The sequence below is a fragment of the Brucella sp. NBRC 12950 genome (assembly GCF_030268145.1).
GTDB lineage: Bacteria > Pseudomonadota > Alphaproteobacteria > Rhizobiales > Rhizobiaceae > Brucella.
In genome coordinates this window covers 150,554-174,201 of record NZ_BSQC01000006.1, presented here as the reverse complement: position 1 = coordinate 174,201, position 23,648 = coordinate 150,554, and the positions used below count along the sequence as shown (strand labels likewise).

The window sequence follows — 23,648 nt, the reverse complement described above, 5'->3', positions numbered from 1 at the left end:
GTTGATCTGGTTCGCACAGAAACGAGTTTTAATCAACAAGCTAATGAAGGAAGTTGACTAATGTCAGTATATAGTGTCAATTGTTTTACGGTGAGGAGATTTCTTCATAAATTATTGTTTTGCCGTGGAAAAATACACTTTCCGTGAGCGCCTTTTTATGCCTGTGGCTCGGAGGCCGCAGATTGCCAACTGAGGAGTAGGCAGATGAAGTCGAATTGGTCGGATGCGGATTTCAACGCAATTGTTAGTGCATATGAGAAAGCAGGCATCAACCGCGATGTGGCCATCCGCACATATACCACGCGCTTGCTGGGTTCGGAACCAAAGCTCGTTCTGCATGGCGGCGGTAACACCTCAGTCAAGACAGTGTTGAATGACCATGATGGCACGCCGGTTGAAGTGCTATGTGTGAAGGGAAGCGGTTGGGATATGGGCAAGATCGAGCCCGCAGGGTTGCCCGCGCTAAATCTTGAGCGCCTGAAAGCTATGGTCAACTACGATACGCTTAGCGATGACGATATGGTGATGCTGCAGCGCCGCCTGCTGCTCGATCCGTCATCACCAAATCCGTCCGTCGAAGCGATCCTCCATGCAATTCTTCCATTCAAGCATGTCGACCACACCCATGCCAATGCGATTGTCGCGCTAACCAACCAACCAAACGGCGAAGCGATCATTCGCGAACTCTTTCCAGAAATGATTGTCGTGCCCTACGTCATGCCGGGGTTTGATCTTTCCAAGGCCTGTCAGAAAGCCTTTTCTGAGCGCCCGGATGCACCAGGCATGATCCTGCTTAAGCATGGAATCTTCACATGGTCGGAAGATCCCCGCATTGCCTATGAAAATATGATCGAAGCGATTGATCGGGCCGAGAACCGGATTGTTGAAGGCAATCCGCGACCTTTCGGCCATGCGAGCAAAAACCCGCATAAGGAAGAGCTAGCTTCAGTTTGTGATATTGTGCCGATATTGCGCGGAGCAATCGCTCTTTCAGGCAAGGAAGAAGGCCGTCCGCGCCGTTTCATCATAGAGCATCGTTCGGATGACAATATCCTTGATTTCTGTGGAGCGCCCAATGTTGCGGATCTTGTTCGTCGCGGCAATGCAACGCCGGAGCACGTTATCCATATCAAGCGTTATGGTGTATCTCTTCCTGCCCCTTACACACAGGATCTTGAGAGCTGGGCACAGATAGTAAAAGACAGCGTTGCGTCTTATGTCGCTGGATATAAGGAGTATTTTGAGCGCAACAATGCGCGCGTCGGTGGTGGTAAAACTATGCTCGACCCGATGCCGCGGGTGTTCTACATCGACGGTATTGGGTTGTTTGCAGCTGGGCCAACGCAGAAAGCTGCGCGCATCGGTGCAGATGTGGCTGAAGCTACTATCGAAGTCATTCGCGGTGCTGAAGGGATCGATCAGTTCGAGGCGCTTAGCGAAGAAGACCTCTTCGATATTGAGTATTGGTCGCTAGAGCAGGTCAAACTCGCCAAACAGACCGAGAAGCCGCTGACCCGTCAGGTAGCAGTTGTAACTGGTGGGGCAAGCGGCCTTGGTCTTGCGATTGCAGAACGTTTACGGGAGCAAGGTGCCGAAATCGCTCTGATCGACATTGATGCAGAGCGTGTGGCAGCGCAAGCTAAGCGTCTGGGTGGTAAAGCTATCGCTTGCGATCTGACAGACTCCCAGTCTGCAGAAAAAGCCATTGCAGACATCGTTGCCGCTTTTGGCGGAGTTGATATTCTCGTTTCCAATGCCGGGGCGGCATTTCAGGGAGCGCTGACGACAGTTGATGATGCTTTGTTCAAATCGGCATTCGCTCTCAATTTCTGGAGCCATCATTACATCGCTCGCGCTGTCGTCAATGTTATGAAACGACAGAAAACCGGCGGCTCCATCGTGTTCAACGTAAGCAAGCAAGCGGTCAATCCGGGCCCCGATTTCGGTCCGTATGGCACTTCAAAAGCGGCCCTGATGGCCCTGATGCGCCAATATGCGTTGGAGCATGCAGAAGATGGAATTACAGTGAATGCTGTCAATCCAGATCGTATCCGCACAGGCTTAATGACTGATGAAATGGTTGAAGAGCGTGCTCAGGCTCGCGGTGTGACGCCGGAAGTCTATATGCGTGGTAATCTGCTTAAACGAGAAGTTTCGGCGAATGATGTTGCAGACGCATTTCTGCATCTCATTTCAGCCCGTACTTCAACCGGTGCGGTGGTTACGGTCGATGGTGGGAATGTCGCTGCCATGATGCGCTGATACTTAATCTTCTACCCGAGGACAGCTATTATAATTGCTGTCCTCGGTCACGCTTTGCTTATCGATTATAGCCACAATCGGCTTTACTCCTCAATATCGACCTTCTCGAAACGATGTGAACCAAGTGGCTCCATCACATAGTTTTTGACTTTATTGGACATTGGCAGCACGACAGTGGAATGCGCCAATGGTACCCAAGGCGCCTGATCGCTGATAATGGCTTGCGCTTGCTGATAAAGTTTAGTGCGCTCATCCTTATTAGAGCTCACGCGCGCTTTTTGCAAAATGTCCTCAAGCGGCTGGTAGCACCAATTAGCATTGTTGCTTCCCCCGACGCCTGAGCAGCTAAAGAAATAGCTTAACAGATTGTCCGGATCGCCGTTATCGCTGGTTCCACCCAAAACGATTGCGCCATCACGCTGTTTGTCGCGCGCCTTTTTGAGATACTCACCCCATTCATAGGAAACGATCTCCACATTAATGCCAACTTTGCCAAGATCTGCTTGCATCAATTCCGCAGCGCGACGTGCGTTTGGCATATAAGGCCGGCTGACAGGCATCGCCCATATCTTCATCTTCAGGTCTTTGACCCCAGCTTCATCCAGAAGCTTCTTTGCTGCAACGGGATCATAGCTGTACCCTTTGATGTCAGCATTGTAACCCCACATGGTTGATGGCAGCACGCTTTTTGCAGCCTGACCCATGCCCTGGTAAACGGCATCGACAATGGCTTCACGATCAATTGCCATGTTTAATGCACGCCGTACTTCCACCTTACCAAATGGTTCATTCAGCGTGTTCATCGCCAGATAAGCGACGTTCAATCCGGGCTGTTCCATCACGATGAGATTTGGATCTTTCTTCAAGTCCGCAACGTCGGCCGGAGCAGGATAGGCAGCAATGTGGCACTCGCCTGCCTTCAACTTTTGCATACGGGTGGAGGCGTCTATTGCAATCACGAAGATCAGATCGTCAACCTTGGGAGCGCCGTCCCAATAGTCAGCATTTGAAGCAAAGCGGATTGCTGCGTTGGTTTGATAATCAACAAAGCGAAAAGGCCCGGTACCAACTGGCTTATGGTCAAGATCCTCACGCTGTCCGGCTTTGTCCAGTTGTTCTGCATATTCAGCAGACATAATTGAACCAAAATTCAAAGCGAGCTTTGCAAGCAATGAAGCATCGGGCTGGTTTAGCACAAATTTGACTGTGTGATCGTCAACTTTGACGACTTCTTTGATAATCGTCGCCATGTCCATTGCATTGAACATTTCCCAACCAGCACCCACGAAGTAATTGTTCCAGGAATGCTGTTTATCGAGCTGACGATTATAAGTGAAAAGCACATCGTCCGCATTGAAGTCGCGGGTGGGAGTGAAACTCTCTGTCGTGTGGAATTTCACGCCCTGACGTAGTTTCAGTGTATATTCGAGATTGTCATCGGATATAACCCAACTTTCGGCCAGTCCCGGAACGACATTTGTTGTGCCACTTTCAAATTCGGTTAGTCGATCATAAATCGTCTCTGCAGACGCATCCCATGTACTGTTGGTAGTATAGAGCGCGGCGTCAAAGCCTTCGGGCGAGCCTTCCGAACAATAGACAAGCGTCTTGGACATAGCCGGAGCTAGTGCCACTCCAGAAAGTGCTGCCGCTGCTGCCAACGAGAATAAAGTCTGACGCGCTCTTTTTGATTTTATTATCATTTTTGTTCCCTCTTAATTATTTGACTGTTGTCACAGATTATTCGGTTCTGCCTTCAGTTGTTCCAAGGCCGCGTCCCGCTGTCCAAACGGGATCGGGTTTGGTCCAAAGCACTTCATTGCGGATCAGCTTCACAATTTCTCGTGCATGAAGGTCGAGGAATTTTTCGCCCTTTTCGGCAGTCGCGCTACGCGGATCACCCCACGTTCCGGTGATGGGTGCGCGCTCCGCAAATGAGTAGAAGCGCGAAACATCTGCTGGCACATCAACGGGATGTTGCTGATTGCCAAAGGCCTGACCGAACATTTCGGACTTCACAGTATCACCGGCAATCGCGAGCATGACAGAAGCTTCGCCCTCGCAAGCGTGGTGTGGTCCGCCATCGACCTCGAAGATTTTGGCTGCGTCTTCGCTTGCTAGCATCCAAGGTGTGGAGACGACAATCGGCATTCCAAATTCGACAGCAAGTTCGCGGGCCGCTACTGCAAGTGGATCAATATTGCCGCCATGACCATTAACGATAAATAGACGTGAGAAGCCGATTGCCTTCAACGATCTCACTATACAGCGGATGACCCGGCTGAGAGTTTCATAATCAAGCGTAATCGTTCCGCCGAAAGGCAAGTGGTGTTCGCTCATGCCAAGCCATTGCCCGGGAAGGACTGCGATTGGAATTTCGTTAGCGACCTGACGTGCTGCCCGGATGGACGCTGCCGAAGCACTAGCAGTATCTGTGATCACCGGCAGGTGCGGTCCATGCTGTTCTAGCGAGCCAATCGGTAAGATGGCCAGCGCACCGGGTTTACCCGCTATTTCACGAAGAGCAGGGGCGGTCATACGCGCCCATTCTACTTCCTTGGTCATATTCAACTCTCTCCCAATTGTTCTAGATTGCACGATGTCGACCAGCCCAAAGCTTTCGTTTAAATTTGTCGGCCTCTGGCGTCGGTCGATAAAGTGTGTGGTCTTCCATCGAGCTTGCGCAATGTGACCCGGTCAAATTGTGCGACAACCGCGCAGGAGTGATTTGGAAAAATGCGAACGCGGTTACCGATTGCCGGTGGCGTATCGGAAAAACGAACGAACCCATGTTCTTCCGAAAGACGTTCCACTTCCCATGCTTGGGTGGCGTCGCCCACATTGACCGCAATCCCGAAACCACTGCCACCAGAGCCATGTGCGCCAAGGTCGGATGACAGAGTTTTTGAACCTGCATCGACAATGAAATGATGGTCGTTATGAGCAACGACCGTTGCAATCACTGAAAGAGACAAGTCATCCGAAGATGCGATACCCAGACGAAGTGCAGTGCGATCCAGAAAGGCATAGTTTCCTGGCCTTATTTCAGTGATCCCTTCCGGAATAGCTGCGCCAAGACACGTTGGTGTTGCGCCCACCGATATTTGGGGCACTTCGATGCCTAACTTTTTCAATTTTTCGGCAAGTTCGAGCAGATCTTGCGCTTCCTTATAGGCAATGCTCGTCAGCTGCTCGACAGACTTGCTGCCATAAGAGTGGCCAGCGTGCGACAATAGTCCTGCAAAGTTAAGATGAGGGTGTTGTGAAATCTTCTCAGCTAATTTGACTGTTGCGGGATCTCGCGGCTTAACGCCGACGCGACCTAGCCCGACATCGACTTTTAGAAAGACGCCAAGTTTCACGCCGTGTGTTTCGGCTGCTAGCCCAATGGCCTCAACACCCATCCCATGAGCCGCAATGAAGAAGAGTTCGGTCTGATGGGCTTTTGCACACCGAACAAGCTGCTCAATAGATTCAGACCTGACGATCGGATACGCGATTGTCACCGAAGGCACGCCGGCTTCCACAAACACAAGCGCTTCCTGCGGTTTAGAAGCTGTAACGCCAATTGCTCCGAGCTCAAGCTGCCATCCCGCGATTGCAAGATTTTTATGGGTCTTGATATGAGGTCGTAATGCAACGCCGGCTTGATTGGCCCGCTGTTGCATCGCCTTGAGATTACGTATCAAACGCTCTTCGTCGATCTCCACATAAGGTGTAGGAAGATCGGTGGGTGTTGGGCGATTGAAAGCTTCGATTGCCGCATGGTCAGACAATGTTGTCTCCAACAGTAGTGCCGGCCGCATGCATAGTTTCAGCCAGCTAATTCAGCTGTACCCAAAGGTAGTCGGTGCAAGTTCGCACAGCTCTGAAAGGCAATCAATTTATTTTCTTATAAGAAACATAATTTTCGCAAATTTACCTGCGAAATGATGGATTGATACGAAAGTTTCTGCTTAGTTGGTTGAGAACTTTATCGTCTGCTGGTTGACGAGAGTGGAAACCAGTTCAGTTTCAGGTGTGGAGCAGACACATAGGATTTGTGCAGGTTCTTCACTAACGCTCAAGTAGGCATGACCCGTCATTGCATCAAAATACGCAGAGTCACCTTTCTTGAGGCGCAAAGGTGCATAGATCTCCGAGTGCAGTTCAAGCTCTCCTTCAACGACGTAGAAAAACTCTTCACCTTTGTGATGGATAAGCGGGCCGAACTCTTCGAGGGTGCGGGCATGTGCGACAGCCAGAATAGGCACCATCGCCTTCTTGTATATTTCGGTACAGAGATAAAGATAATCGTAGTTCTGCGTAATGATCGATTTTCCCTCGCCCGATTTCGTGTATGTACGGCGGCCCATAACATTTGATGTGGCATCGGGACTGGCGATTGTGCCAAAAAGCTCGGCAATGTCGATATTCATTCCCTGCGCAAGCTCAATAAGCCGATCATAGGTGAGCTGCATTTGATTGTTCTCGACCTTGGAGAGAGTAGACACGGCCAGCCCTGTCATCGCGCTTACTTCGGCGAGCGTCCATTGGTTGCGATTGCGAATGTCTCGCAGAATGTCGCCGAGGCTCGATTTCGCATCATTCATTCTTGACGTCTCCAATTCGCCTTCGACCAGATCGTGGGGTGATAACCAAGACTAACCTAGCTTACGCGTTAATAGAACCAAACAATGAACATGAGCGCCTAATCAATAGATAGTTGCAACACAATCCATTCCAGGTGCGACCATCTTGCTGGTTCCAGTGACTGGCTATTGAGTCATTGGATCGGCGACGCGCGGCCAATATGGCTTTGTCAGCTTGGTAAATGGCAAGTCTTCGAAACGAGGTTGCAATGCACCTGGCGCGCTAACATAAAAAATATTACTCGCGATAGGTTCAAAACCAGCCCGGAAATGGTTGCTGGATTTCACCGTCACTATCTTCTTTTTGGATGGGTCGAGACCCAATGCGGACATACATTCTGGATGAAACGTTTGTGTACGTACTGTGTTCAAAACAATGTCGATGCTACCTGTACTAACCCATACGGCATCACCAATACTAAGCGGTGTTGGTCCAAAATGCTGAGTAACTCCAGATGCAATTCGCCTCACTTTGACCGTAAGGTCGAGCGGATCGCCAGATACTTTTCCTATTTTGCCCCCGATCCTTAAATCCAAAACTGCGCCTTCACCAGCCTCTCGACACATTCGTACTGCAATAGGGTCCCAATAAAGGCAAGAAGCAACATTTTCGATGCCACGCTCAAGAATGCGGTGCAAAATAAACGTTGAATCGCCGGGCGCGCCGCCCCCAGCATTATCGGAAACATCGGCGAGCACCACTGGGCCTTGTTCTATAGCAATGGCACGATCCAACGCATCATCAACTGTCAGATAATCGCCACGCATTTGTTCACGTGCGTCGTATATTTCTCGACCAAAATTTTCAGCGATGCGTGCAGCTTTATCTGGATCATTATCGGTGACAACCAGCATTTTAGCTCCAACATCTGCAACATCACCCCATGGAAAGCCGTGCCCAAACGAAACCGCAAGCACGCCATTCTGTCCTTCCATTTTTTTCATGCGATCGACTATGTCACGCAGTGGAGATTTATGTGGGTGAAAAATGCTGACAAGGCGGCAATCATATGTGGCCATGGTTGGCTGGATTTGGCCTGCTAGTGTACCTTTCACAAGAGAAAAAAGCTGGGACGCGATTTTCTCAATATCGGTGTGTGGGTATTCCTTGTACGTCATGATCATCGACGCATTTGTGGTCATGGCATCTGTGATATGGCAATGGAGATCCAATTCGACAGCGATCGGGGTTGTCGTACCGACAAGCATGCGAATGTGTGAAATCAGATCACCTTCTACGTCGTCATAACCGTCTGCAACACATGCGCCATGAAGTGCGAGCATGACTGCATCGACTGGCATGGCTGCTTTAAGATCGTCGAGAATTGTTTTGCGGAAGTGTTCGTAGACTAAACGTGTGGTTCTTCCACCGGGTTCCGCGACAGCGCATAGACTTTCAACTACGTGCCAGCCACGTTTTTGCGCGGCTTCACGCCAGACGAAAAGCTGTGATGAACAACAGTTCAAAGGCTTCTGGGTCGCGTCTCCGTAAGCAATGAGATTTTCTGAAAATGCTTCAAGGCCTGTTTGCATAGGTGAAAATGTGTTGGTCTCTGTGTCCAGCCCGGCGATGAAAAGCTTCATTCTGGTCTCTCAAATGCAAGAATTGGATTTTCTAATAGTAAAAACATGTTTATCGTCGGAAAGTCAAACTGATTGGATTTGTTGTGTGGTCGCATGCTCTTGGCCATCAGGAGTTTTCTCAAGACCATTCTAGGCACGAATTATGGAATTAAGCTATGACTGACACAATCGTTCTTGGGGCCGGTATGGTCGGTGTTTCTACCGCTCTTGCGTTACAGGAGAGGGGGCACAACGTAGTTCTTGTTGATCGCAGGGAGCCGGGGCAAGAAACGAGTTATGGCAATGCAGGTATCATCCAGACTGAGGCAGTTGAGCCGCACGCGTTCCCGCGTTCGTTGCGTGAAATTCTTTCAATTGCCCTAAAACGCGGCAACGACGTTGATTGGCAACTGCGTGATATGCCACATCTGGCTGGGCCGCTCTGGCGTTACTTTTCATATTCAGCACCTCAATCTTATGCCCAAACGGTTGCGACATATTCGAGGCTGGTTGTGCGAGCGAGCGAAGACCATGCAAGGTTCATAGGGCCCGCTGGTGCAGATGATCTGGTCGTCCGGAAAGGCTGGCGAGTTGTATATCGCACACGCGCAAAATTTGAAGAAGCAGCGGTGAGGGCGGAGCGCCTAAAGCAATTATATGGCATAGCAAATGCAGTACTTGGTAAAAGTGATACAGCTGCGGTTGAGCCGACACTACAATGTGAGCTAGCAGGTGCTGTGCACTGGACGTCCCCATGGACCTGTCGTGATCCGGGAGAGCTGGTTCACCGGTATGCATCGCTTTTCGTTGCACGCGGGGGAACATTTGCAATCGGGGACGCAACAACACTACAGCAGGATACTGGCGGCTGGCGAGTCGTGTCGCAGGAGGGCCCGATATCCGCGCAGAATATTATAGTTGCTCTCGGACCCTGGTCGTCCGAGCTCCTGAAAGTGTTTGGTTACCGCGTGCCTATGGTTTTCAAGCGGGGATATCATCGGCACTTCGCGATTGAACAAGAACCGCAAATTGCGACACTGGACGTGGAAAACGCCACTTTCATTGCACCAATGAATAAGGGGTTACGTATTTTGACCGGTGCGCACATGACCCCACTGGGAACTCCCGCCTCTGCACGGCAAATGCTGCGCGCTGAAGCCGCGGCGCGAGAACTTTTCATGTTTAAGGATCCGATCGAAGATAATCCATGGTTGGGTACGCGGCCTTGCATGCCCGACATGTTGCCGGTCGTAGGACCAAGCAGACACAAAGGTTTATGGTTTCACTTCGGCCACGGCCATCAGGGATTTACGTTAGGGCCAACCACAGCAACTCTTCTGGCTGAACAGTTCGATGCTCAGAATTTGGATCCGCTTATGGCGCGTTTGTTACCGACATCCAGGAGTTGGTTTTAATGAATGGTGATCTGTGACAGGCTCAGCCTCATCAACCCAGCATAGCAGCAAACGGTCCTTAGATTTTATGCTAGCGATGTTGCGATCGAAGCCGGCGAATGCAAATGATATGCGCCCATCAATCGATCTGACGTACTTTTCGCCAATCTCATAATAATCCTTGAGGAATGGCTCGTCCTCAATCGCTCGTTTGATTTCCTCTAGCGAGCTGTCGGCTAGTGAGTTCATGAACTGTCGTGCGCAAAGCAGAATGCCCGATATGTCAGCCTTGTCGTATTTATGCCCCTTCTCGCAATGCCGGGATGTTTTACGAGCAAGCCACGATCTACCAAGCCATAGACAAGGCGATGAACGCCGGACAGTTTCTCCAAAGCCTCATAAAGATCTGGCGCTGCTTCGATTAGCTGGGCATCAGGATTGCTGATGCCGTCAATGTCAAACCGATAAACGCTCGAATCTTCCTTTGCTGCGTCTGGTCCAACAACGGAATGGTTGCAGTGAACAGTCTCGGCAATGCAGCCAACATGTACAATTCGGACGCGGTCAACCGCCCTTGGGAGGGGCAGCGGTACTTTAACGGGTGAAAGCCCGTGAGCAGAAATCGTCAATTCGACACCCATCGGTGCGGCGGAATAGGAGATGTCAGGTGAAACAATGTCAATCAAAGGACGACGCTCAAATTCATTCATCAGTTGATTATGATGGTCAGACAATAAGTTTGCGAGCGCCAATGACAATCCGCTCATTGCCTGAAGGCTCAAATCCATCTTCAACGAGTGTCCCTGATGGTCTTCACAGCTTTCTGACAGTCGATATCTCGATCTGTGTAATCGCCTTCGCGCTTTGGTCCGTTCATGGCTTCCTCCGTTTTGAATGGAGGTAGGGCCCAGGCATTGGATGGCTAGGCCGCGCTGAAAACTACGTGATTCACCAAGTGTTTGGTTGGCATTCCATATTGCATTTCATGTTGCGTGGATTTGCCGGGGGGGGGGTGTAACTCGTTGTAATTACAGAGAATCTATTTGCAACAAGACGCGACATGAAATCTTACACCAGTCATCTGGCGATATGCGGTAAATCATTGATTTTATTGATTGAATTTTTGGAGGCCTCACCCGGAATCGAACCGGGGTGCAAGGATTTGCAGTCCTCTGCGTAACCACTCCGCCATGAGGCCTTCCGAAGAGATCTATCAAATCAGACAGTACTCTCTTGGTCAGTTCCAATATTGATCCAGACACACTTCGTCAAGCCGTTAGCAGCGATTGTTTGCTTTTTCTCCAAGACTTTCCATAAGATGCTTTGAAAGATAATTATTTCTCTGTCTCACGATCGGACGGGGTTTGGGGGCGTGCGAGATTGCCCTTTGAAAATGTATATCCTGTTTCCACGGCACTGTGGCCAAATTTGTCACGCAGACGGTCGATAGCACCTTCAGCCACGGCGCGTTTTGCAGCTTGAGTATCAACGAGGTCGGGTGGATCAGCACGCTCATCCGATGAAAGCTCACTTACTCCGATGCCAAGTAGACGGAATCTGGTTCCATCCAGTTCCTTTTCAAGAAGCTGCAGACCAGTGCGGAAGATCCGGTCGGCCAGTTGCGTCGGATCGGCTAACTGCCGATTACGCGTTCGAAGTTTGAAATCCTGTGTCTTGAGCTTCAGAACCACGGTGCGTCCAGCGATATCACTGGCCTTTAAGCGCTGTGAGACCTTTTCAGACAGTGCGCGCAGCACGGGCACCAAATCACCAGCCTCTGAAAGATCCTTATTGAACGTGGTTTCAGCTGAAACGCTCTTCATATCGTGCTCAGGCTCAACTTGTCGGCTGTCCTGTCCGCGTGAAAGGCGAAACAAACGCTGCCCCATCGTGCCATAAGCCTTCATGAGCGTGCCTTCATCCATCGTCTGAAGTTGTCCAATGGTGCGAATACCGTCACTCTCGAGCTTTGTATTGAATGATCTTCCGACACCCCAGATCATGCTGACCGGTTTGTCACGAAGAAAATCGAGAGCCTCCATTTCACCTATAACGGAGAAACCTCGCGGTTTTTCAAGGTCGGATGCAACCTTCGCGAGATATTTGCAATAGGATAGACCTACGGAAATCGTGATGCCGATTTCCGCTTCAACACGTTTGGCAAAACGAGCAAGCACCATAGCGGCTGGTGCACGGTGAAGTCTCTCTGTGCCACCCAAATCGAGAAATGCTTCGTCTATGGAAATCGGTTCCACTAGTGGTGTCAGTTCGTGCATAAACTGCCGAACTTCACGCCCGACCTTAACGTATTTTTCCATGTTGGGCTTGACAACAACAGCTTGCGGACAGGCTTCAAGCGCTTTGAACATAGGCATCGCAGAACGTACGCCGTGAATGCGCGCAATATAGCAAGCCGTTGAAACCACACCACGTTTTCCACCGCCGATTATCAGCGGCTTGTCACGCAATTCAGGATTGTCTCTCTTCTCTACGGAGGCATAAAATGCATCACAATCCACATGGGCGAGCGATAATTTGTATAACTCGGCATGGCGCAAAAGTCGCGGGCTGCCGCAAGCTCGACAACGGCGCGCTGATTCCAGCTTTTGCAGCGACAAACAATCGCGACAAAAGCCCTGTTCTGAACTGTTTATAACGGGTTGTTCGGACATGGTAGCGTGTGTTTGTATGAACATAAAAGGAACATCGCTTTATAGCACTAAAGCGAGCCAATGCCATCGATACTCTGTCACCCTGTCAGCTGTGCCCTTGACATTGGCAAGGATATCACCAAGTTTAGTGTTATGAATAACCGCTTTGCTTCCATACTCCATCGGGTTCAACCGATCACGGGATAGCAACCCTCGAGGCCTGCCTTGCGCAGAGGGCTCCGGGGGACGGGTTGCCGCTTGGTTTCAAGCGGAATTGTTAGAAGCGCTTTCATTCAAAATTCAAGCAAATGCTCCGGCCGGGATTCGGTTTGGAGAACAATTATCCTTAGACAGCAGTGAGCTATCGTCATGAGCGAAAAGAATCGCAAGAAGCCAAAGATCGTCGTCAGCGATATTGACCATGAGCGCCTGACAATTCTGGCCGGCAACGTCTCCGAAAAGTTGGAGGAGGTGGCCGAGGAGTTGATGCAGGAACTCGATCGCGCAAAAGTCGTGCCGCAGAAAAAGCTGCCTGCAGACGTCGTTCGCATGGGTTCGATGGTAGAGTTTCGCTCAAACGACGGTCATGAACGCAAAGTAACGTTGGTTTATCCCGGCGAGGCAGACATTGCGCAAGGCAAGATTTCTATTTTAACCCCAATCGGTACTGCTCTTATTGGCCTTACTCCGGGCCAGTCCATGTCGTGGATTGCACGTGACGGCAAAGCCCATGAGCTGAGCATTATCAGTGTATCGAATGCTGAAGCCGTAAGCGCTGCATAAACTCTGCAGGGCTGAAGGCGACAAAAGCTCCGCAATGCGGGGCTTTTGTCAAAGATGGTTATTAATGCCCCCCGGTAACAGTGCCATGGCCTTTTCTATAAGGGCAGGATCGCGTCCAGTTTCTTCGCAAAAGCGTATCAAAGTTGGTTCATGCCCGAGAAAGAATTGGAGCACGCCTGCGAGAAAGCCCGGTTCCTGTGCAGCAGAGCGAATAGATGATGCTTCAATTCCGGTGAGTGCGAGAAAACGCGGCAATAGATCCTTGTCTTGAGCCAACCACACAAGCGCTTCTACCGCTAGGTTTTCAGCGTCGGCTCGGCTTAACAGCGTCTTCATATGATCTCTCCAATTAACTCTTTGTTTTAAATGATTTTATGCAGAAAAATTGCTTTCTTCCGTTTTGAGGAAAGCCTTAGACTGTGGCCTTTGTTTAATAGCCCAAAGTCTTAACGACAATGCGGGATTTGGCGAATATTTGCCTTTCGTCAATGAAATGCGCTTAAACTATAGTGGAGCTATATGGGCAGGACAGACAAGGCAACCTTGTTTTACCTCGGGAAAGATTAAGGCCAAGGAATATTCGATGACGAAAAGTGTCATGATCGTCGAGGACAACGAACTCAATATGAAGTTGTTTCGCGATCTTATCGAAGCCAGCGGATATGAAACAATCAGGACACGAAACGGTCTTGAGGCACTTGATCTTGCGCGCGAACATCGTCCCGATCTTATTTTGATGGATATCCAGCTTCCGGAGGTTTCCGGTCTGGAAGTGACCAAGTGGCTTAAAGATGATGAGGAATTGCGGCATATCCCAGTGATTGCGGTGACGGCCTTCGCCATGAAAGGCGATGAAGAACGCATTCGGCAGGGAGGCTGTGAAGCCTATATATCCAAGCCGATCTCGGTGCCACGGTTTATAGAAACCATAAAGTCATACTTGGGTGACGCTTAAACCTTTTCGATTTGGGGAATCTCGCAAGGGTTAGAATTTTGGGGGGCTGGCTGATATGACTGCAAGAATTCTTGTCGTTGATGCTGCAGAATCAAATGCAAAGCTGCTTGAAGCGCTGTTCTTGAGCGAATATTACGAGGTCGTGACCGCTAATAAAGGCGCAGAGGCGATCGAGATTTGCCTGGGCGGGCAGATCGATGTGATTATCCTTGATGTTGTCATGTCGGATATGGACGGCTTTGACGTTTGTCATCGCCTGAAAGTCGACCCGCGCACCTCCAATATTCCGGTTGTGATTCTAACTGCTCTGAATAGTTCTGAAGACAAGATCAAAGGGCTTGAGGCCGGAGCGGATGATTTCCTTTCGAAGCCCGCGCAGGATCGTCAGCTCCTTTCACGGGTGAAAAGCCTTGCGCGTCTTAAAATGGTTTCGGATGAGCTTTTCCAACGCACTGGCACTGTCGCTGACACAGAAGTCGAAGCTCTACTCGTGACCAAATTATCCGGACGCTTTGGCGGCGGAGAGGATGCTGCACGTATCCTGGTGGTGGATGAGAATGAATTGGCAGCAGCACGGCTGCGCCTCATTCTCGGCGAGGACTATTTCGTCGATGTCGCACATGATGCAAATACGGCGCTCATCAAGGCGATTGAGAATGATTACGACAGCATCGTCATTTCGGCAGATTTTACCTATTACGACCCATTGCGCCTATGCTCCCAGATACGCACAATTGAACGCACACGGCTTGTTCCGATCATTCTGATCGTCAATGAAGACGAGGGTGCTTTGGTCGTCCGGGCGCTTGAACTGGGCGTAAACGACTATGTGATGCGTCCGCTTGAGAAGCTGGAGCTTTATGCGCGGTTGCGCACCCAGATCAAGCGCAAATGCTACAATGATTTGTTGCGTCAGAGCTTACACCGCACAATCACAATGGCGGTGACTGACAGCCTCACCGGGCTGCATAATCGGCGTTACCTGGATACGCATATGCCAGTGCTCTTGTCACGTGCTACAGGGCGCGAGAGGCCGCTATCGGTCATCATGATTGACTTCGACCATTTCAAGCAGGTCAATGACAAATACGGGCATGACGGTGGCGACGATGTTCTGCGAGAATTCGCTGCGCGGCTGCGTAAAAAGATACGCGCGATGGATGTCATGTGTCGCTATGGCGGCGAAGAATTTGCTATCGTGCTGCCGGATACTGATTTGACTGCTGCAACGGCGGTAGCAGAGCGCATTCGCGATGCTGTTGCCGAAGCGCCGTTCCTCATCATTGGCGGTAAGCACATGATCAATATGACGATCAGCATCGGTATTGCCGGGCTACGGCTTACGGGCGGAGATACCGCTGAGGCACTTTTTGCACGAACGGATGCAGCACTTTATGAAGCCAAGAAAACTGGCCGGAATTGCATCGTCCTCTCGGCCGCCTGAACACGCCCATCCGCAAATAAAAAAGTCGTCTCGTAAGAGACGACTTTTTGACTCCTACCAGTAATCTGGCGTCGGAAACGAATTACTTGATCTTCGTTTCCTTGAAGTCGACGTGCTTGCGCGCAATCGGGTCGTACTTGGTCTTTGTCATCTTTTCCGTCATCGTGCGGCTGTTCTTCTTCGTTACGTAGAAGAAGCCGGTGTCAGCGGTCGACAAAAGCTTGATCTTGATGGTCGTAGCCTTGGCCATATCGAAATACCTGCTCTTTCATGATTAAACCGCTGCGAGTCTGTCCAATTGGTCAGAAGCGGAAATTCGGCGCGACACTACGGATTAAGGGCGAAAAGTCAACCCCGCTTCTTCCTTTGAACAACTCTTATCGTAGCAAACAGTGCAAAAGCTGCAAAAAAGACGCCCAGAGTCAGCGGAAAGCCCTTGGGCCCCGCCATGTCCATGCCCACGCCGACGGCTTGTGGGCCCGCCAACATGCCGATTGCATAGCAGAAGATAAAGGCGGCATTGGCTGATGCAAGCTCGCGTCCCGTGAGTTCCGAACCAAGATGCGCAAGCCCAACTGTATATAGTCCGGCAACAACGCCGCCCCAGAGGAACAAGATAGCTGCCATGAGATACCAGCTTTCCATCAGGTAAGGCAGGGCAATCATCCCGGCGAGACCCGTGACGGCGCAAAATAGCAGCAGTTTGCGGCGATCCGAAATACGGTCGCTAATGATCCCCAACGGTATCTGCATCAGCACATTGCCAAGGCCGATCATGGTCAGCAGCAAGGCTGCATCGCCTTCGTCATAGCCAACACGGGCGCCAAATACCGGGAATAGGGCGAAGCCACCGGTTTCAACGGCGCCGAATACGAAGACTGCCATCGTTGCCGTCGGTACGGCAAAAATGAACGGCAGAAAGGGAACATGTTCGCCTTCCTCGAAGTCCGGGCTGTCGCGCCATGCGACCACCACCGGAATGATGGCGATCAAGATGATGGCGAAGCCGACATAGAACGGCAAACCGCCCGCGCTACCGATCTTTGAAAAGAGCCAAGGACCGAGCGCAAAACCGAGCGAAAGCGATGTTGCATATATACCGAGCACAAGGCCACGTTTTTCAGGCGGGGCGGAAGCGTTGATCCAGTATTCTGAAAGAACGAAAAGCACCGTTAGCGCAAAATGCAGAACGATTCGCAGAGCAAACCATGCCCAGAGTGGCTGAAAAAAGTGGAAACCCAGAAATGCGACGCTGCCAATCAAGAGCATCAGAACAATTGCCTTGGCCACACCGAGGCGGGCGGCAATGGGCGCTGCGAGCGGTGCTGCAACGATTGAAGCGAGGCCCGCGACTGCAGTATTCGCACCGATAAGGCTGGCTGAGTGGCCGCGGCTTTCCAGCAGAACGCTCAGAAGTGGAATACCAAGCCCGATCGCTGCACCCATCGCGCTGATTGTGGCGATTGCCGCTGCTAAGGAACGCCAATGCATCTGGCCCTGGGTGTTGCCGCCGTCTGGTTCCTGGGGGATGATGTCGGCAGGATAAACTTCTTTATTCATTAGGTCAGATCACTTCGCGAACAAAGCGGCCATGCCGCTCGCTGTATTGCACCACTGGCAGCGTGGCTGGCAGTTCAAGCCGGGTTTCCGTCAGCAGCATTTGCGCTTCTTTCAGAATGGTCTGAGTAATACGGGCGACGTCCAGTTTATCAACGTCATCGACGGCCACCCAATCCAAATCTTGTAGTTCTCCACTGGGAAGAAGTTTCTGGCTTGCCAGTTCCGGCAAGCTGTCACGGAAAGCAATAAAAAAGCGCGTGTCGAAACGGCGTACATTTCCAGGTGGTGTGATTGCACGGGCGAAATAGCGCAGGTCTCCCAGCGCGGGCAGCGCACCGCCTTCCAGAAATGCCAACCAATCCTTGTTTGCAGGATAATTGGCACCGTTTAATGACAAGGCGTTTTCTGACCCGGGACGCGCGAGCCTCAATCCGGTTTCTTCGAATGTTTCGCGAATGGCACAAAGCCCCAGCGCTCTTGCTCGACGTCGCGAAGCCCGCGCCCCCATTCCTGATACTAGCTTCAGCGTGTCATCGGAACTAAGCTCGGAGGCAGCGCCAATGCTGCCATCGATCGGATCAGCTCTCCCGCCTGGGAATACATATTTCCCAGGCATGAACGCAAGTGACGGATGACGTCTGCCCATCAGAATGCGCGGGACGTCTTCCGTGCGGTCAATAAGAAGCAATGATGCAGCATCGCGCGGGCGAAGCGGCAGAGTTGGTGTATGACTTGTGGCGTGTGAAGGGGATTTCACGGGGATGAACCCTGTCAGGTGACGTCGCCGTAATCACCTTCGCCCTGACCGCCGAAACCGTGCATGAACAGCGCCCATTGAAGGCCTATGGTTGCGCCTTTGATTGGCTGCAGCATGAGAAGTGACAGGATGACTGTCATCGGTCCCCAGATAGCCATATGCGCCCAAAGCGACAGGTTCGTGGTTGCTTCAACGCCCATGAAAGCGCCAACGACAATGTGGCCAACAACGAGGATTGTCAAATAGGCTGGAAGGTCGTCTGCACGCTGTGGCGTATAATCTTCACCGCAGACAGAGCAGCTATCGACCGGCTTTACAAAAGCGCGAAACAGCTTGCCTTCGCCGCAATGCGGGCACCGGCACTTAAACCCGCGCCACATTGCCTCACCCAGATCGCGGGTCGGGCGTGCAGTTTTCTGGCTTTCACCGCCGAAAACGTGGATCTGACTATCCGTGGAATTGGCCTCTAGCGTGCTCATCTGCGACCTTTTCTCTTGGAGCGCGAAATGCCCGCTGGCTTTCCTTTGCGCCCGCGCATCCCCTTGCTTGCCTTATGATGTGAACGCGTCGACATCGGCAAGGAGTGCGGTTCCGATACCATCTCAAACCGAAGCGCACCTGCGACAGGGAGCGCTTCCACCAGTTTAACCGTAACATTGTCGCCCAGACGGAAGCCTTTTCCGCTTCTCTCTCCGGCGAGTGCATGGCTTGCTTCGTCATACAGATAGTATTCATCACCCAAAGTTGAAATGGGGACAAGCCCATCTGCGCCATATGTCGCAAGGGATACGAAAAGCCCGGCTTTTGTAACGCCGGTTACGCGACCCTCATATTCATCACCAAGATGGGCTGCGAGGAAATGGGCAATCAGGCGATCAACGGTCTCACGCTCTGCAAGCATCGCACGGCGTTCGGTCGAAGAAATGAGCGCCGCAGTTTCTTCCAGATGCGCTTCTTCATCGGTGGTCAGACCGTCCTTGCCAAGACCTAATGCCTTGATCAGAGCCCGATGCACGATCAGATCGGCGTAACGGCGGATCGGCGAGGTGAAATGCGCATATTTGCGTAAGTGCAAGCCGAAATGGCCGATATTATCCGGGCTGTAGATCGCTTGGCTTTGCGTACGTAGCACCACCTGATTGACCAGATCTTGATGATCTGTTCCATCAACAGCTTCGAGAATACGGTTGAACTGCGCCGGCTTGAGAGCAACGCCTTTGGCAAGGTTAATTTCAAGAGTGCGCAGAAACTCCCGCAACGATTCCTGCTTTGCCAGCGCTGGTTCATCGTGAATGCGGAAAATCAGCGGCTGTCGATGTGCCTCAAGTACTTCGGCTGCGGCCACATTGGCCTGAATCATGAACTCTTCGATGAGCTTATGTGCGTCCAGTCGTTCAGGTACGATGACTTTGTCGACCTTACCATCAGGCCCGAGCAGGATTTTCTTTTCAGGCAAATCCAGCTCAAGTGGTTCTCGTGCATCGCGACCGCGTTTCAGGGCGCCATAAGCGGCCCATAGCGGCTTAAGGATGGTGTCGAGAATAGGCGCAGTTTTCTCATCCGTTGCGCCGTCGATCGCTGCCTGTGCCTGTGCGTAGGCCAGTTTTGCAGCCGAGCGCATCAGAATGCGATGGAATTTGTGAGATTTCTTATGTCCATTGGCATCGAACACCATGCGGACGGCAAGTGCTGGGCGATCTTCCAGTTCACGCAACGAGCAGAGATCATTGGAAATGCGCTCTGGCAGCATAGGTACGACCCGGTCGGGGAAGTAAACTGAGTTGCCACGCTTCAGTGCTTCGCGATCAAGCGCCGAGTTGGGGCGCACATAGGCTGCCACATCGGCGATCGCAACGACGACCACATGACCACCGACATTTTCAGGATCAGTGTCTGGCTCCGCATAAACGGCATCATCGTGATCCTTTGCGTCTGACGGATCGATTGTGAGCAGGGGTAACTCGCGCCAATCTTCACGACCGTCAAGCGTTGCAGGCTTTGCGGCTTCTGCTTCGCGGATCACATCCTCCGGGAAAATATGCGGAATTTCATGCTCGTGGATGGCGATCATCGAAAGGGCTTTTTCACTGTCGATGGATCCCACCACCTGTCGCACCTTGCCGCTCGGCAAGCCATAGCGACGAGACGATGTCAGCTCCACCTCAACCAGATCGCCACTTTCCGCATTGGCAAGCGACTTTGGGTCAAGCTGTACTTCCGGCTGCTTGCGATTGACTGGCTCAAGCCGCCATTCGCCATTGCTGAGCTTGCGCAATACGCCGAGTACCGCGTTGCTGCTCTGATCGACTACCTTGATCACACGGGCGGAATACTCCGGCCCGTCATTATCCTTGTTGCGGAAAATCTTAGCCAGCACCCGATCGCCAACACCGACTGACGGACCATCGGACGACTTGTTGAGGCGGGTTCGGCGGATGGTGACGACTGGTGGCTTGCCGTAGTTTTCTTCGTCCCACTCAGCCGGTCGCGAGATAAGTCCGCCATCATTGTCACGGCCGATAATGTTCAATACGGAAATTGGTGGCAGGGCGCCGGGGCGAGAGAGGCGACGGGCACGCTTTTCAAGCAGGCCCTCGTCACCGAGTTCACGCAGCAGATCCTTGAGGTAGACGCGTGCATCGCCCTTGATATTGAATGCCTTGGCCAAATCGCGCTTGCCTGAGCGGTCCGGGTTCTCTTCAATAAACCTGAGAACCTCGTCACGCGTCGGCAGGAAGGAGGTCGAATCTCCTGACTGTGCAGCTTCTGATTTTGCTTTAGCAGCACGCCGTTCAGTCCGTGCAGACCGTCCGGTATCGGATTTCGGGAAACGGCGTGCCAATTCTTACTCCTCTGCCGCCTTCGCCTTTGCTTTGGAAGGGGCTTTCTTCTTTGCTGCCGGCTTCTTTGCAGCAGCTTTTTTCGGTGTGGCTTTCTTTTCACCATCTGCGGCTTTGGCAGCAGATTTGCGGGCAGGAGCCTTCTTTGTCTTGGTGCTGCCAGCTTTGGCAGTAACGAGTTCCAACGCTTCTTCCAGCGTCACACTGGCCGGGTCCTTGCCCTTTGGCAGCGTGGCATTTACCTTGCCCCAGTTGACGTAAGGACCGTAACGGCCATCACGAACGGTGACTGCGCCACCATCAGGATGGTCACCCAGTGTAGCAAGCGCTGCAGGCGTCGAGCGGCCACGGCCACCCTTCGACTGCTTATCCGCAAGGACAGAAACAGCGCGATTGAGGCCCACCGAGAACACCTCATCAGCGTTTTCGAGATTGGCAAACGTGCCATCGTGGCTCACGTAAGGTCCATAGCGACCAATGCCAGCCGAGATCATCTTGCCGGTTTCAGGATGCTGTCCAACGTCACGCGGCAACGAGAGCAACGCCATTGCTTTTTCGTGATCAAGCGTATCGACCGTCCAGCCTTTTGGCAGGCTTGCACGCTTGGCTTCTTTGCCTTCGCCCCGCTGGATATATGGGCCGAAACGACCGGTTCGCGCGGTGATTTCCTCACCGGTGAACGGATCTTTGCCCAGCTGCTTCGGTTCGTCGGAAGCTGCTGCTTCTCCGTTGCCTTCACCGCCAAGCTGGCGGGTGAATTTGCACTCTGGATAATTTGAACAACCGACAAACGCGCCGTACTTTCCGAGCTTTAGCGAAAGCTGGCCAGTGCCACAGGTTGGGCAGGTGCGCGGGTCGCTACCATCGCCGCGATCAGGGAAAGCAAGCGATGAAAGCTCTTCGTTCAGCGCATCCAGAACGTTGGTAACGCGGAGTTCCTTGATGTCGTCGACAGAACCGGAGAAATCGCGCCAGAAATCACGCAGAACGTCTTTCCAGGAAAGCTTGCCGTCGGAGATTAGGTCGAGCTTTTCTTCGAGGTCCGCTGTGAAATCATATTCAACATAGCGTTTGAAGAAGCTTTCAAGGAACGAAATAACCAGACGGCCCTTCGGCTCCGGCATGAGCTTACGTTTGTCAATGGTGATATATTCACGATCACGAAGCGTTGCGAGTGTCGCCGCATAGGTCGATGGACGACCAATTCCGAGCTCTTCCATCTTCTTGATGAGTGATGCTTCAGAATAACGCGGTGGGGGTTCGGTCGAATGTTGCGTGGCGTCGATCTTTTCGCGCGCAATCGCCTCACCAGAGCGGATTTCAGGCAGCTTTGCACTGTCTTCATCCTCATCTTCTTCTTCGCGGTGGTCCATGTAGGCCGCGAGGAAACCGTCAAACTTCGTTACCGAACCGTTAGCGCGCAGCATTGCCGAACGCGAACCATTGATTGCTTCGATGTCAGCCGTTGTGCGTTCAATGTCGGCAGCCTGCATCTGGCTCGCGATAGCTCGCTTCCAGATCAGCTCGTAAAGACGCGCCTGATCTTCATCGAGATAGCGGCGCACTTCTTTTGGATGGCGCGTGAATTCCGTCGGACGGATCGCTTCGTGCGCTTCCTGAGCGTTCTTGGCTTTGCTCGAATAGTAGCGTGGCTTTTCCGGCACATATTGCGGGCCGAAGCTCTTGCCAATCGCATCGCGGGCGGCTGTGATGGCTTCAGGGGCCATCTGCACACCGTCGGTACGCATATAGGTGATCAGACCGGCGGTTTCGCCGCCAATGTCCACGCCTTCATAAAGGCGCTGCGCCACCTGCATGGTGCGCGACGCCGAAAAACCGAGCTGTCCAGATGCCGCCTGCTGAAGCGTCGATGTGGTGAATGGAGGGCCAGGATTGCGCTTGGTCGGCTTGGCTTCGACAGAAACTGCCTTGAAGCTTGCGCCTTCCAGCATGGTACGGATGGCCGTTGCCTGCTCTTCATTCTTGATGTCGAGCTTGCCGAGCCTCTTGCCGTCAACCGCAGTGAGGCGAGCTGTGAAAGCATCGTTTCGCGGTGTTTTAAACGAAGCGGCGATATTCCAGTATTCTTCACGGATAAAGCGTTCGATCTCGGATTCGCGGTCACAAACGAGACGCAGGGCTACCGACTGGACACGACCTGCCGAACGAGCGCCGGGCAGCTTGCGCCACAAGACAGGTGAAAGCGTAAAGCCAACGAGATAATCGAGTGCTCGACGAGCGAGATAGGCATCGACGAGCGGCTCATCGATATCGCGTGGATTTGCGATAGCGTCGAGAACGGCTTTCTTGGTGATGGCGTTAAAAGCGACACGCTTGACGGTCTTGCCCTTCAAGGCCTTCTTCTGGTTGAGCACTTCGAGTACGTGCCACGAAATGGCTTCCCCTTCGCGATCAGGGTCAGTTGCCAGAAAGAGGCCGTCACTGTCCTTCAACGCTTTGACGATATCCGCCAAGCGCTTGGAAGAGTTACTGTCAACTTCCCACGACATTGCAAAATCTTCATCGGGACGGACAGACCCATCCTTGGCTGGCAGATCTCGCACATGACCAAACGAGGCCAGAACCTTATAGTTCGACCCGAGATATTTGTTGATAGTTTTGGCCTTTGCAGGCGATTCGACGACAACGACGTTCATTACAACAGCCCAGATTCGCGATGTTTACGGGTAAGTTATCCCTGTATCGCGTTCAAATAGTTGCCTTTCACATGAACAGCGGTTCGCGTTTGGTCAAGAGCTAGACCGTAAAAATCGTCAAATACAACTGAAAGAGGCGCGAATAAAAGAT

The 23,648-nt window shown here is 52.0% G+C and carries 19 protein-coding genes, 1 tRNA gene and 1 pseudogene; 5 read left to right on the top strand and 16 right to left on the bottom strand.

Going from position 1 to position 23,648, the window contains the following annotated elements:
• Positions 1–204 precede the first annotated feature (204 nt).
• Positions 205–2,262: a bifunctional aldolase/short-chain dehydrogenase gene (locus tag QSJ70_RS12065; RefSeq protein ID WP_215778561.1), complete on the top strand. Its 2,058-nt coding sequence runs from the start codon at positions 205–207 to the stop codon at positions 2,260–2,262.
• An 83-nt stretch (positions 2,263–2,345) separates the two neighbouring features.
• On the opposite strand, the gene QSJ70_RS12060 is transcribed toward QSJ70_RS12065, so the two are convergent.
• From QSJ70_RS12060 to QSJ70_RS12040, 5 genes are all read right to left on the bottom strand, one after another.
• The gene (locus QSJ70_RS12060) at positions 2,346–3,965 is read right to left on the bottom strand and encodes an ABC transporter substrate-binding protein (RefSeq protein ID WP_502871677.1); all 1,620 of its coding nucleotides are present in this window, start codon (positions 3,963–3,965) and stop codon (positions 2,346–2,348) included.
• Positions 3,966–4,002: 37 nt separating this feature from the next.
• Complete coding sequence (locus QSJ70_RS12055) at positions 4,003–4,827, bottom strand: creatininase family protein (protein WP_215778562.1); 825 nt, start codon at positions 4,825–4,827, stop codon at positions 4,003–4,005.
• Positions 4,828–4,886: 59 nt separating this feature from the next.
• Positions 4,887–6,038 (bottom strand): alanine racemase, encoded by a 1,152-nt coding sequence (locus tag QSJ70_RS12050; protein ID WP_285536658.1) that lies wholly within the window; start codon positions 6,036–6,038, stop codon positions 4,887–4,889.
• Positions 6,039–6,218: 180 nt separating this feature from the next.
• On the bottom strand, positions 6,219–6,854 hold the full coding sequence (locus QSJ70_RS12045; protein WP_215778564.1) for a helix-turn-helix domain-containing protein: 636 nt from the start codon (positions 6,852–6,854) through the stop codon (positions 6,219–6,221).
• Between the two features lie 165 nt (positions 6,855–7,019).
• Positions 7,020–8,477 (bottom strand): M81 family metallopeptidase, encoded by a 1,458-nt coding sequence (locus tag QSJ70_RS12040; protein WP_285536655.1) that lies wholly within the window; start codon positions 8,475–8,477, stop codon positions 7,020–7,022.
• Between the two features lie 155 nt (positions 8,478–8,632).
• Between QSJ70_RS12040 and QSJ70_RS12035 the strand changes: the two genes are divergently transcribed.
• A complete protein-coding gene (locus QSJ70_RS12035; protein WP_285536653.1) occupies positions 8,633–9,871 on the top strand; it encodes an NAD(P)/FAD-dependent oxidoreductase in 1,239 nt (412 codons plus the stop codon).
• Positions 9,872–9,880: 9 nt separating this feature from the next.
• On the opposite strand, the pseudogene QSJ70_RS12030 reads toward QSJ70_RS12035, so the two are convergent.
• The 4 genes and pseudogenes from QSJ70_RS12030 to QSJ70_RS12015 all read right to left on the bottom strand — a co-directional run.
• Positions 9,881–10,135: pseudogene (locus QSJ70_RS12030) on the bottom strand (phage terminase large subunit); the annotation flags it as partial.
• Positions 10,096–10,632, bottom strand: a complete 537-nt coding sequence (locus tag QSJ70_RS12025; protein WP_285536651.1) for a hypothetical protein — start codon at positions 10,630–10,632, stop codon at positions 10,096–10,098. The gene QSJ70_RS12025 and the pseudogene QSJ70_RS12030, both read right to left, overlap by 40 nt.
• A gap of 342 nt (positions 10,633–10,974) precedes the next feature.
• Positions 10,975–11,048 (bottom strand) — tRNA-Cys (locus QSJ70_RS12020).
• A gap of 136 nt (positions 11,049–11,184) precedes the next feature.
• Positions 11,185–12,522, bottom strand: a complete 1,338-nt coding sequence (locus QSJ70_RS12015) for a DNA polymerase IV (protein WP_285536649.1) — start codon at positions 12,520–12,522, stop codon at positions 11,185–11,187.
• A gap of 348 nt (positions 12,523–12,870) precedes the next feature.
• Between QSJ70_RS12015 and rnk the strand changes: the two genes are divergently transcribed.
• Positions 12,871–13,284 (top strand): nucleoside diphosphate kinase regulator, encoded by a 414-nt coding sequence (gene rnk / locus QSJ70_RS12010; protein ID WP_215778572.1) that lies wholly within the window; start codon positions 12,871–12,873, stop codon positions 13,282–13,284.
• 48 nt (positions 13,285–13,332) lie between these two features.
• On the opposite strand, the gene QSJ70_RS12005 is transcribed toward rnk, so the two are convergent.
• The gene (locus tag QSJ70_RS12005) at positions 13,333–13,620 is read right to left on the bottom strand and encodes a DUF3572 domain-containing protein (protein ID WP_215778574.1); all 288 of its coding nucleotides are present in this window, start codon (positions 13,618–13,620) and stop codon (positions 13,333–13,335) included.
• Positions 13,621–13,867: 247 nt separating this feature from the next.
• On the opposite strand from QSJ70_RS12005, the gene QSJ70_RS12000 reads away from it, so the two are divergent.
• Together QSJ70_RS12000 and QSJ70_RS11995 are read left to right on the top strand one after the other, a co-directional pair.
• Positions 13,868–14,239 (top strand): response regulator, encoded by a 372-nt coding sequence (locus QSJ70_RS12000; protein ID WP_007878616.1) that lies wholly within the window; start codon positions 13,868–13,870, stop codon positions 14,237–14,239.
• Between the two features lie 55 nt (positions 14,240–14,294).
• Positions 14,295–15,683 carry a PleD family two-component system response regulator gene (locus tag QSJ70_RS11995; RefSeq protein ID WP_285536646.1) on the top strand — a complete coding sequence of 463 codons (1,389 nt, stop codon included), beginning with the start codon at positions 14,295–14,297 and terminating at the stop codon, positions 15,681–15,683.
• A gap of 82 nt (positions 15,684–15,765) precedes the next feature.
• On the opposite strand, the gene rpmG is transcribed toward QSJ70_RS11995, so the two are convergent.
• The 6 genes from rpmG to topA form a co-directional block, all read right to left on the bottom strand.
• Positions 15,766–15,933, bottom strand: coding sequence for a 50S ribosomal protein L33 (gene rpmG / locus QSJ70_RS11990; protein ID WP_007878621.1), 168 nt, complete (start codon positions 15,931–15,933; stop codon positions 15,766–15,768).
• Between the two features lie 98 nt (positions 15,934–16,031).
• A complete protein-coding gene (locus QSJ70_RS11985) occupies positions 16,032–17,174 on the bottom strand; it encodes an MFS transporter (protein ID WP_285536845.1) in 1,143 nt (380 codons plus the stop codon).
• Positions 17,175–17,247: 73 nt separating this feature from the next.
• The gene (locus tag QSJ70_RS11980; RefSeq protein ID WP_285536843.1) at positions 17,248–17,889 is read right to left on the bottom strand and encodes an NUDIX hydrolase; all 642 of its coding nucleotides are present in this window, start codon (positions 17,887–17,889) and stop codon (positions 17,248–17,250) included.
• 125 nt (positions 17,890–18,014) lie between these two features.
• Complete coding sequence (locus QSJ70_RS11975; RefSeq protein WP_215778580.1) at positions 18,015–18,479, bottom strand: DUF983 domain-containing protein; 465 nt, start codon at positions 18,477–18,479, stop codon at positions 18,015–18,017.
• Positions 18,476–20,842: a ribonuclease R gene (gene rnr, locus QSJ70_RS11970; RefSeq protein ID WP_285536636.1), complete on the bottom strand. Its 2,367-nt coding sequence runs from the start codon at positions 20,840–20,842 to the stop codon at positions 18,476–18,478. Before rnr ends, QSJ70_RS11975 begins: the two co-directional genes overlap by 4 nt.
• A gap of 3 nt (positions 20,843–20,845) precedes the next feature.
• Positions 20,846–23,497: a type I DNA topoisomerase gene (gene topA / locus QSJ70_RS11965; protein WP_215778583.1), complete on the bottom strand. Its 2,652-nt coding sequence runs from the start codon at positions 23,495–23,497 to the stop codon at positions 20,846–20,848.
• Between the last annotated feature and the right edge of the window lie 151 nt (positions 23,498–23,648).

What these genes read in the sequence shown, in the direction of transcription:
- QSJ70_RS12065 (WP_215778561.1), top strand. Translation starts at nt 205, where the DNA reads ATGAAGTCGAATTGGTCGGATGCGGATTTCAACGCAATTGTTAGTGCA.
- QSJ70_RS12060 (WP_502871677.1), bottom strand. Translation starts at nt 3,965, where the DNA reads ATGATAATAAAATCAAAAAGAGCGCGTCAGACTTTATTCTCGTTGGCA.
- QSJ70_RS12055 (WP_215778562.1), bottom strand. Translation starts at nt 4,827, where the DNA reads ATGACCAAGGAAGTAGAATGGGCGCGTATGACCGCCCCTGCTCTTCGT.
- QSJ70_RS12045 (WP_215778564.1), bottom strand. Translation starts at nt 6,854, where the DNA reads ATGAATGATGCGAAATCGAGCCTCGGCGACATTCTGCGAGACATTCGC.
- QSJ70_RS12040 (WP_285536655.1), bottom strand. Translation starts at nt 8,477, where the DNA reads ATGAAGCTTTTCATCGCCGGGCTGGACACAGAGACCAACACATTTTCA.
- QSJ70_RS12035 (WP_285536653.1), top strand. Translation starts at nt 8,633, where the DNA reads ATGACTGACACAATCGTTCTTGGGGCCGGTATGGTCGGTGTTTCTACC.
- QSJ70_RS12015 (WP_285536649.1), bottom strand. Translation starts at nt 12,522, where the DNA reads ATGTCCGAACAACCCGTTATAAACAGTTCAGAACAGGGCTTTTGTCGC.
- rnk (WP_215778572.1), top strand. Translation starts at nt 12,871, where the DNA reads ATGAGCGAAAAGAATCGCAAGAAGCCAAAGATCGTCGTCAGCGATATT.
- QSJ70_RS12005 (WP_215778574.1), bottom strand. Translation starts at nt 13,620, where the DNA reads ATGAAGACGCTGTTAAGCCGAGCCGACGCTGAAAACCTAGCGGTAGAA.
- QSJ70_RS12000 (WP_007878616.1), top strand. Translation starts at nt 13,868, where the DNA reads ATGACGAAAAGTGTCATGATCGTCGAGGACAACGAACTCAATATGAAG.
- QSJ70_RS11995 (WP_285536646.1), top strand. Translation starts at nt 14,295, where the DNA reads ATGACTGCAAGAATTCTTGTCGTTGATGCTGCAGAATCAAATGCAAAG.
- rpmG (WP_007878621.1), bottom strand. Translation starts at nt 15,933, where the DNA reads ATGGCCAAGGCTACGACCATCAAGATCAAGCTTTTGTCGACCGCTGAC.
- QSJ70_RS11985 (WP_285536845.1), bottom strand. Translation starts at nt 17,174, where the DNA reads ATGCATTGGCGTTCCTTAGCAGCGGCAATCGCCACAATCAGCGCGATG.
- QSJ70_RS11980 (WP_285536843.1), bottom strand. Translation starts at nt 17,889, where the DNA reads ATGGGCAGACGTCATCCGTCACTTGCGTTCATGCCTGGGAAATATGTA.
- QSJ70_RS11975 (WP_215778580.1), bottom strand. Translation starts at nt 18,479, where the DNA reads ATGAGCACGCTAGAGGCCAATTCCACGGATAGTCAGATCCACGTTTTC.
- topA (WP_215778583.1), bottom strand. Translation starts at nt 23,497, where the DNA reads ATGAACGTCGTTGTCGTCGAATCGCCTGCAAAGGCCAAAACTATCAAC.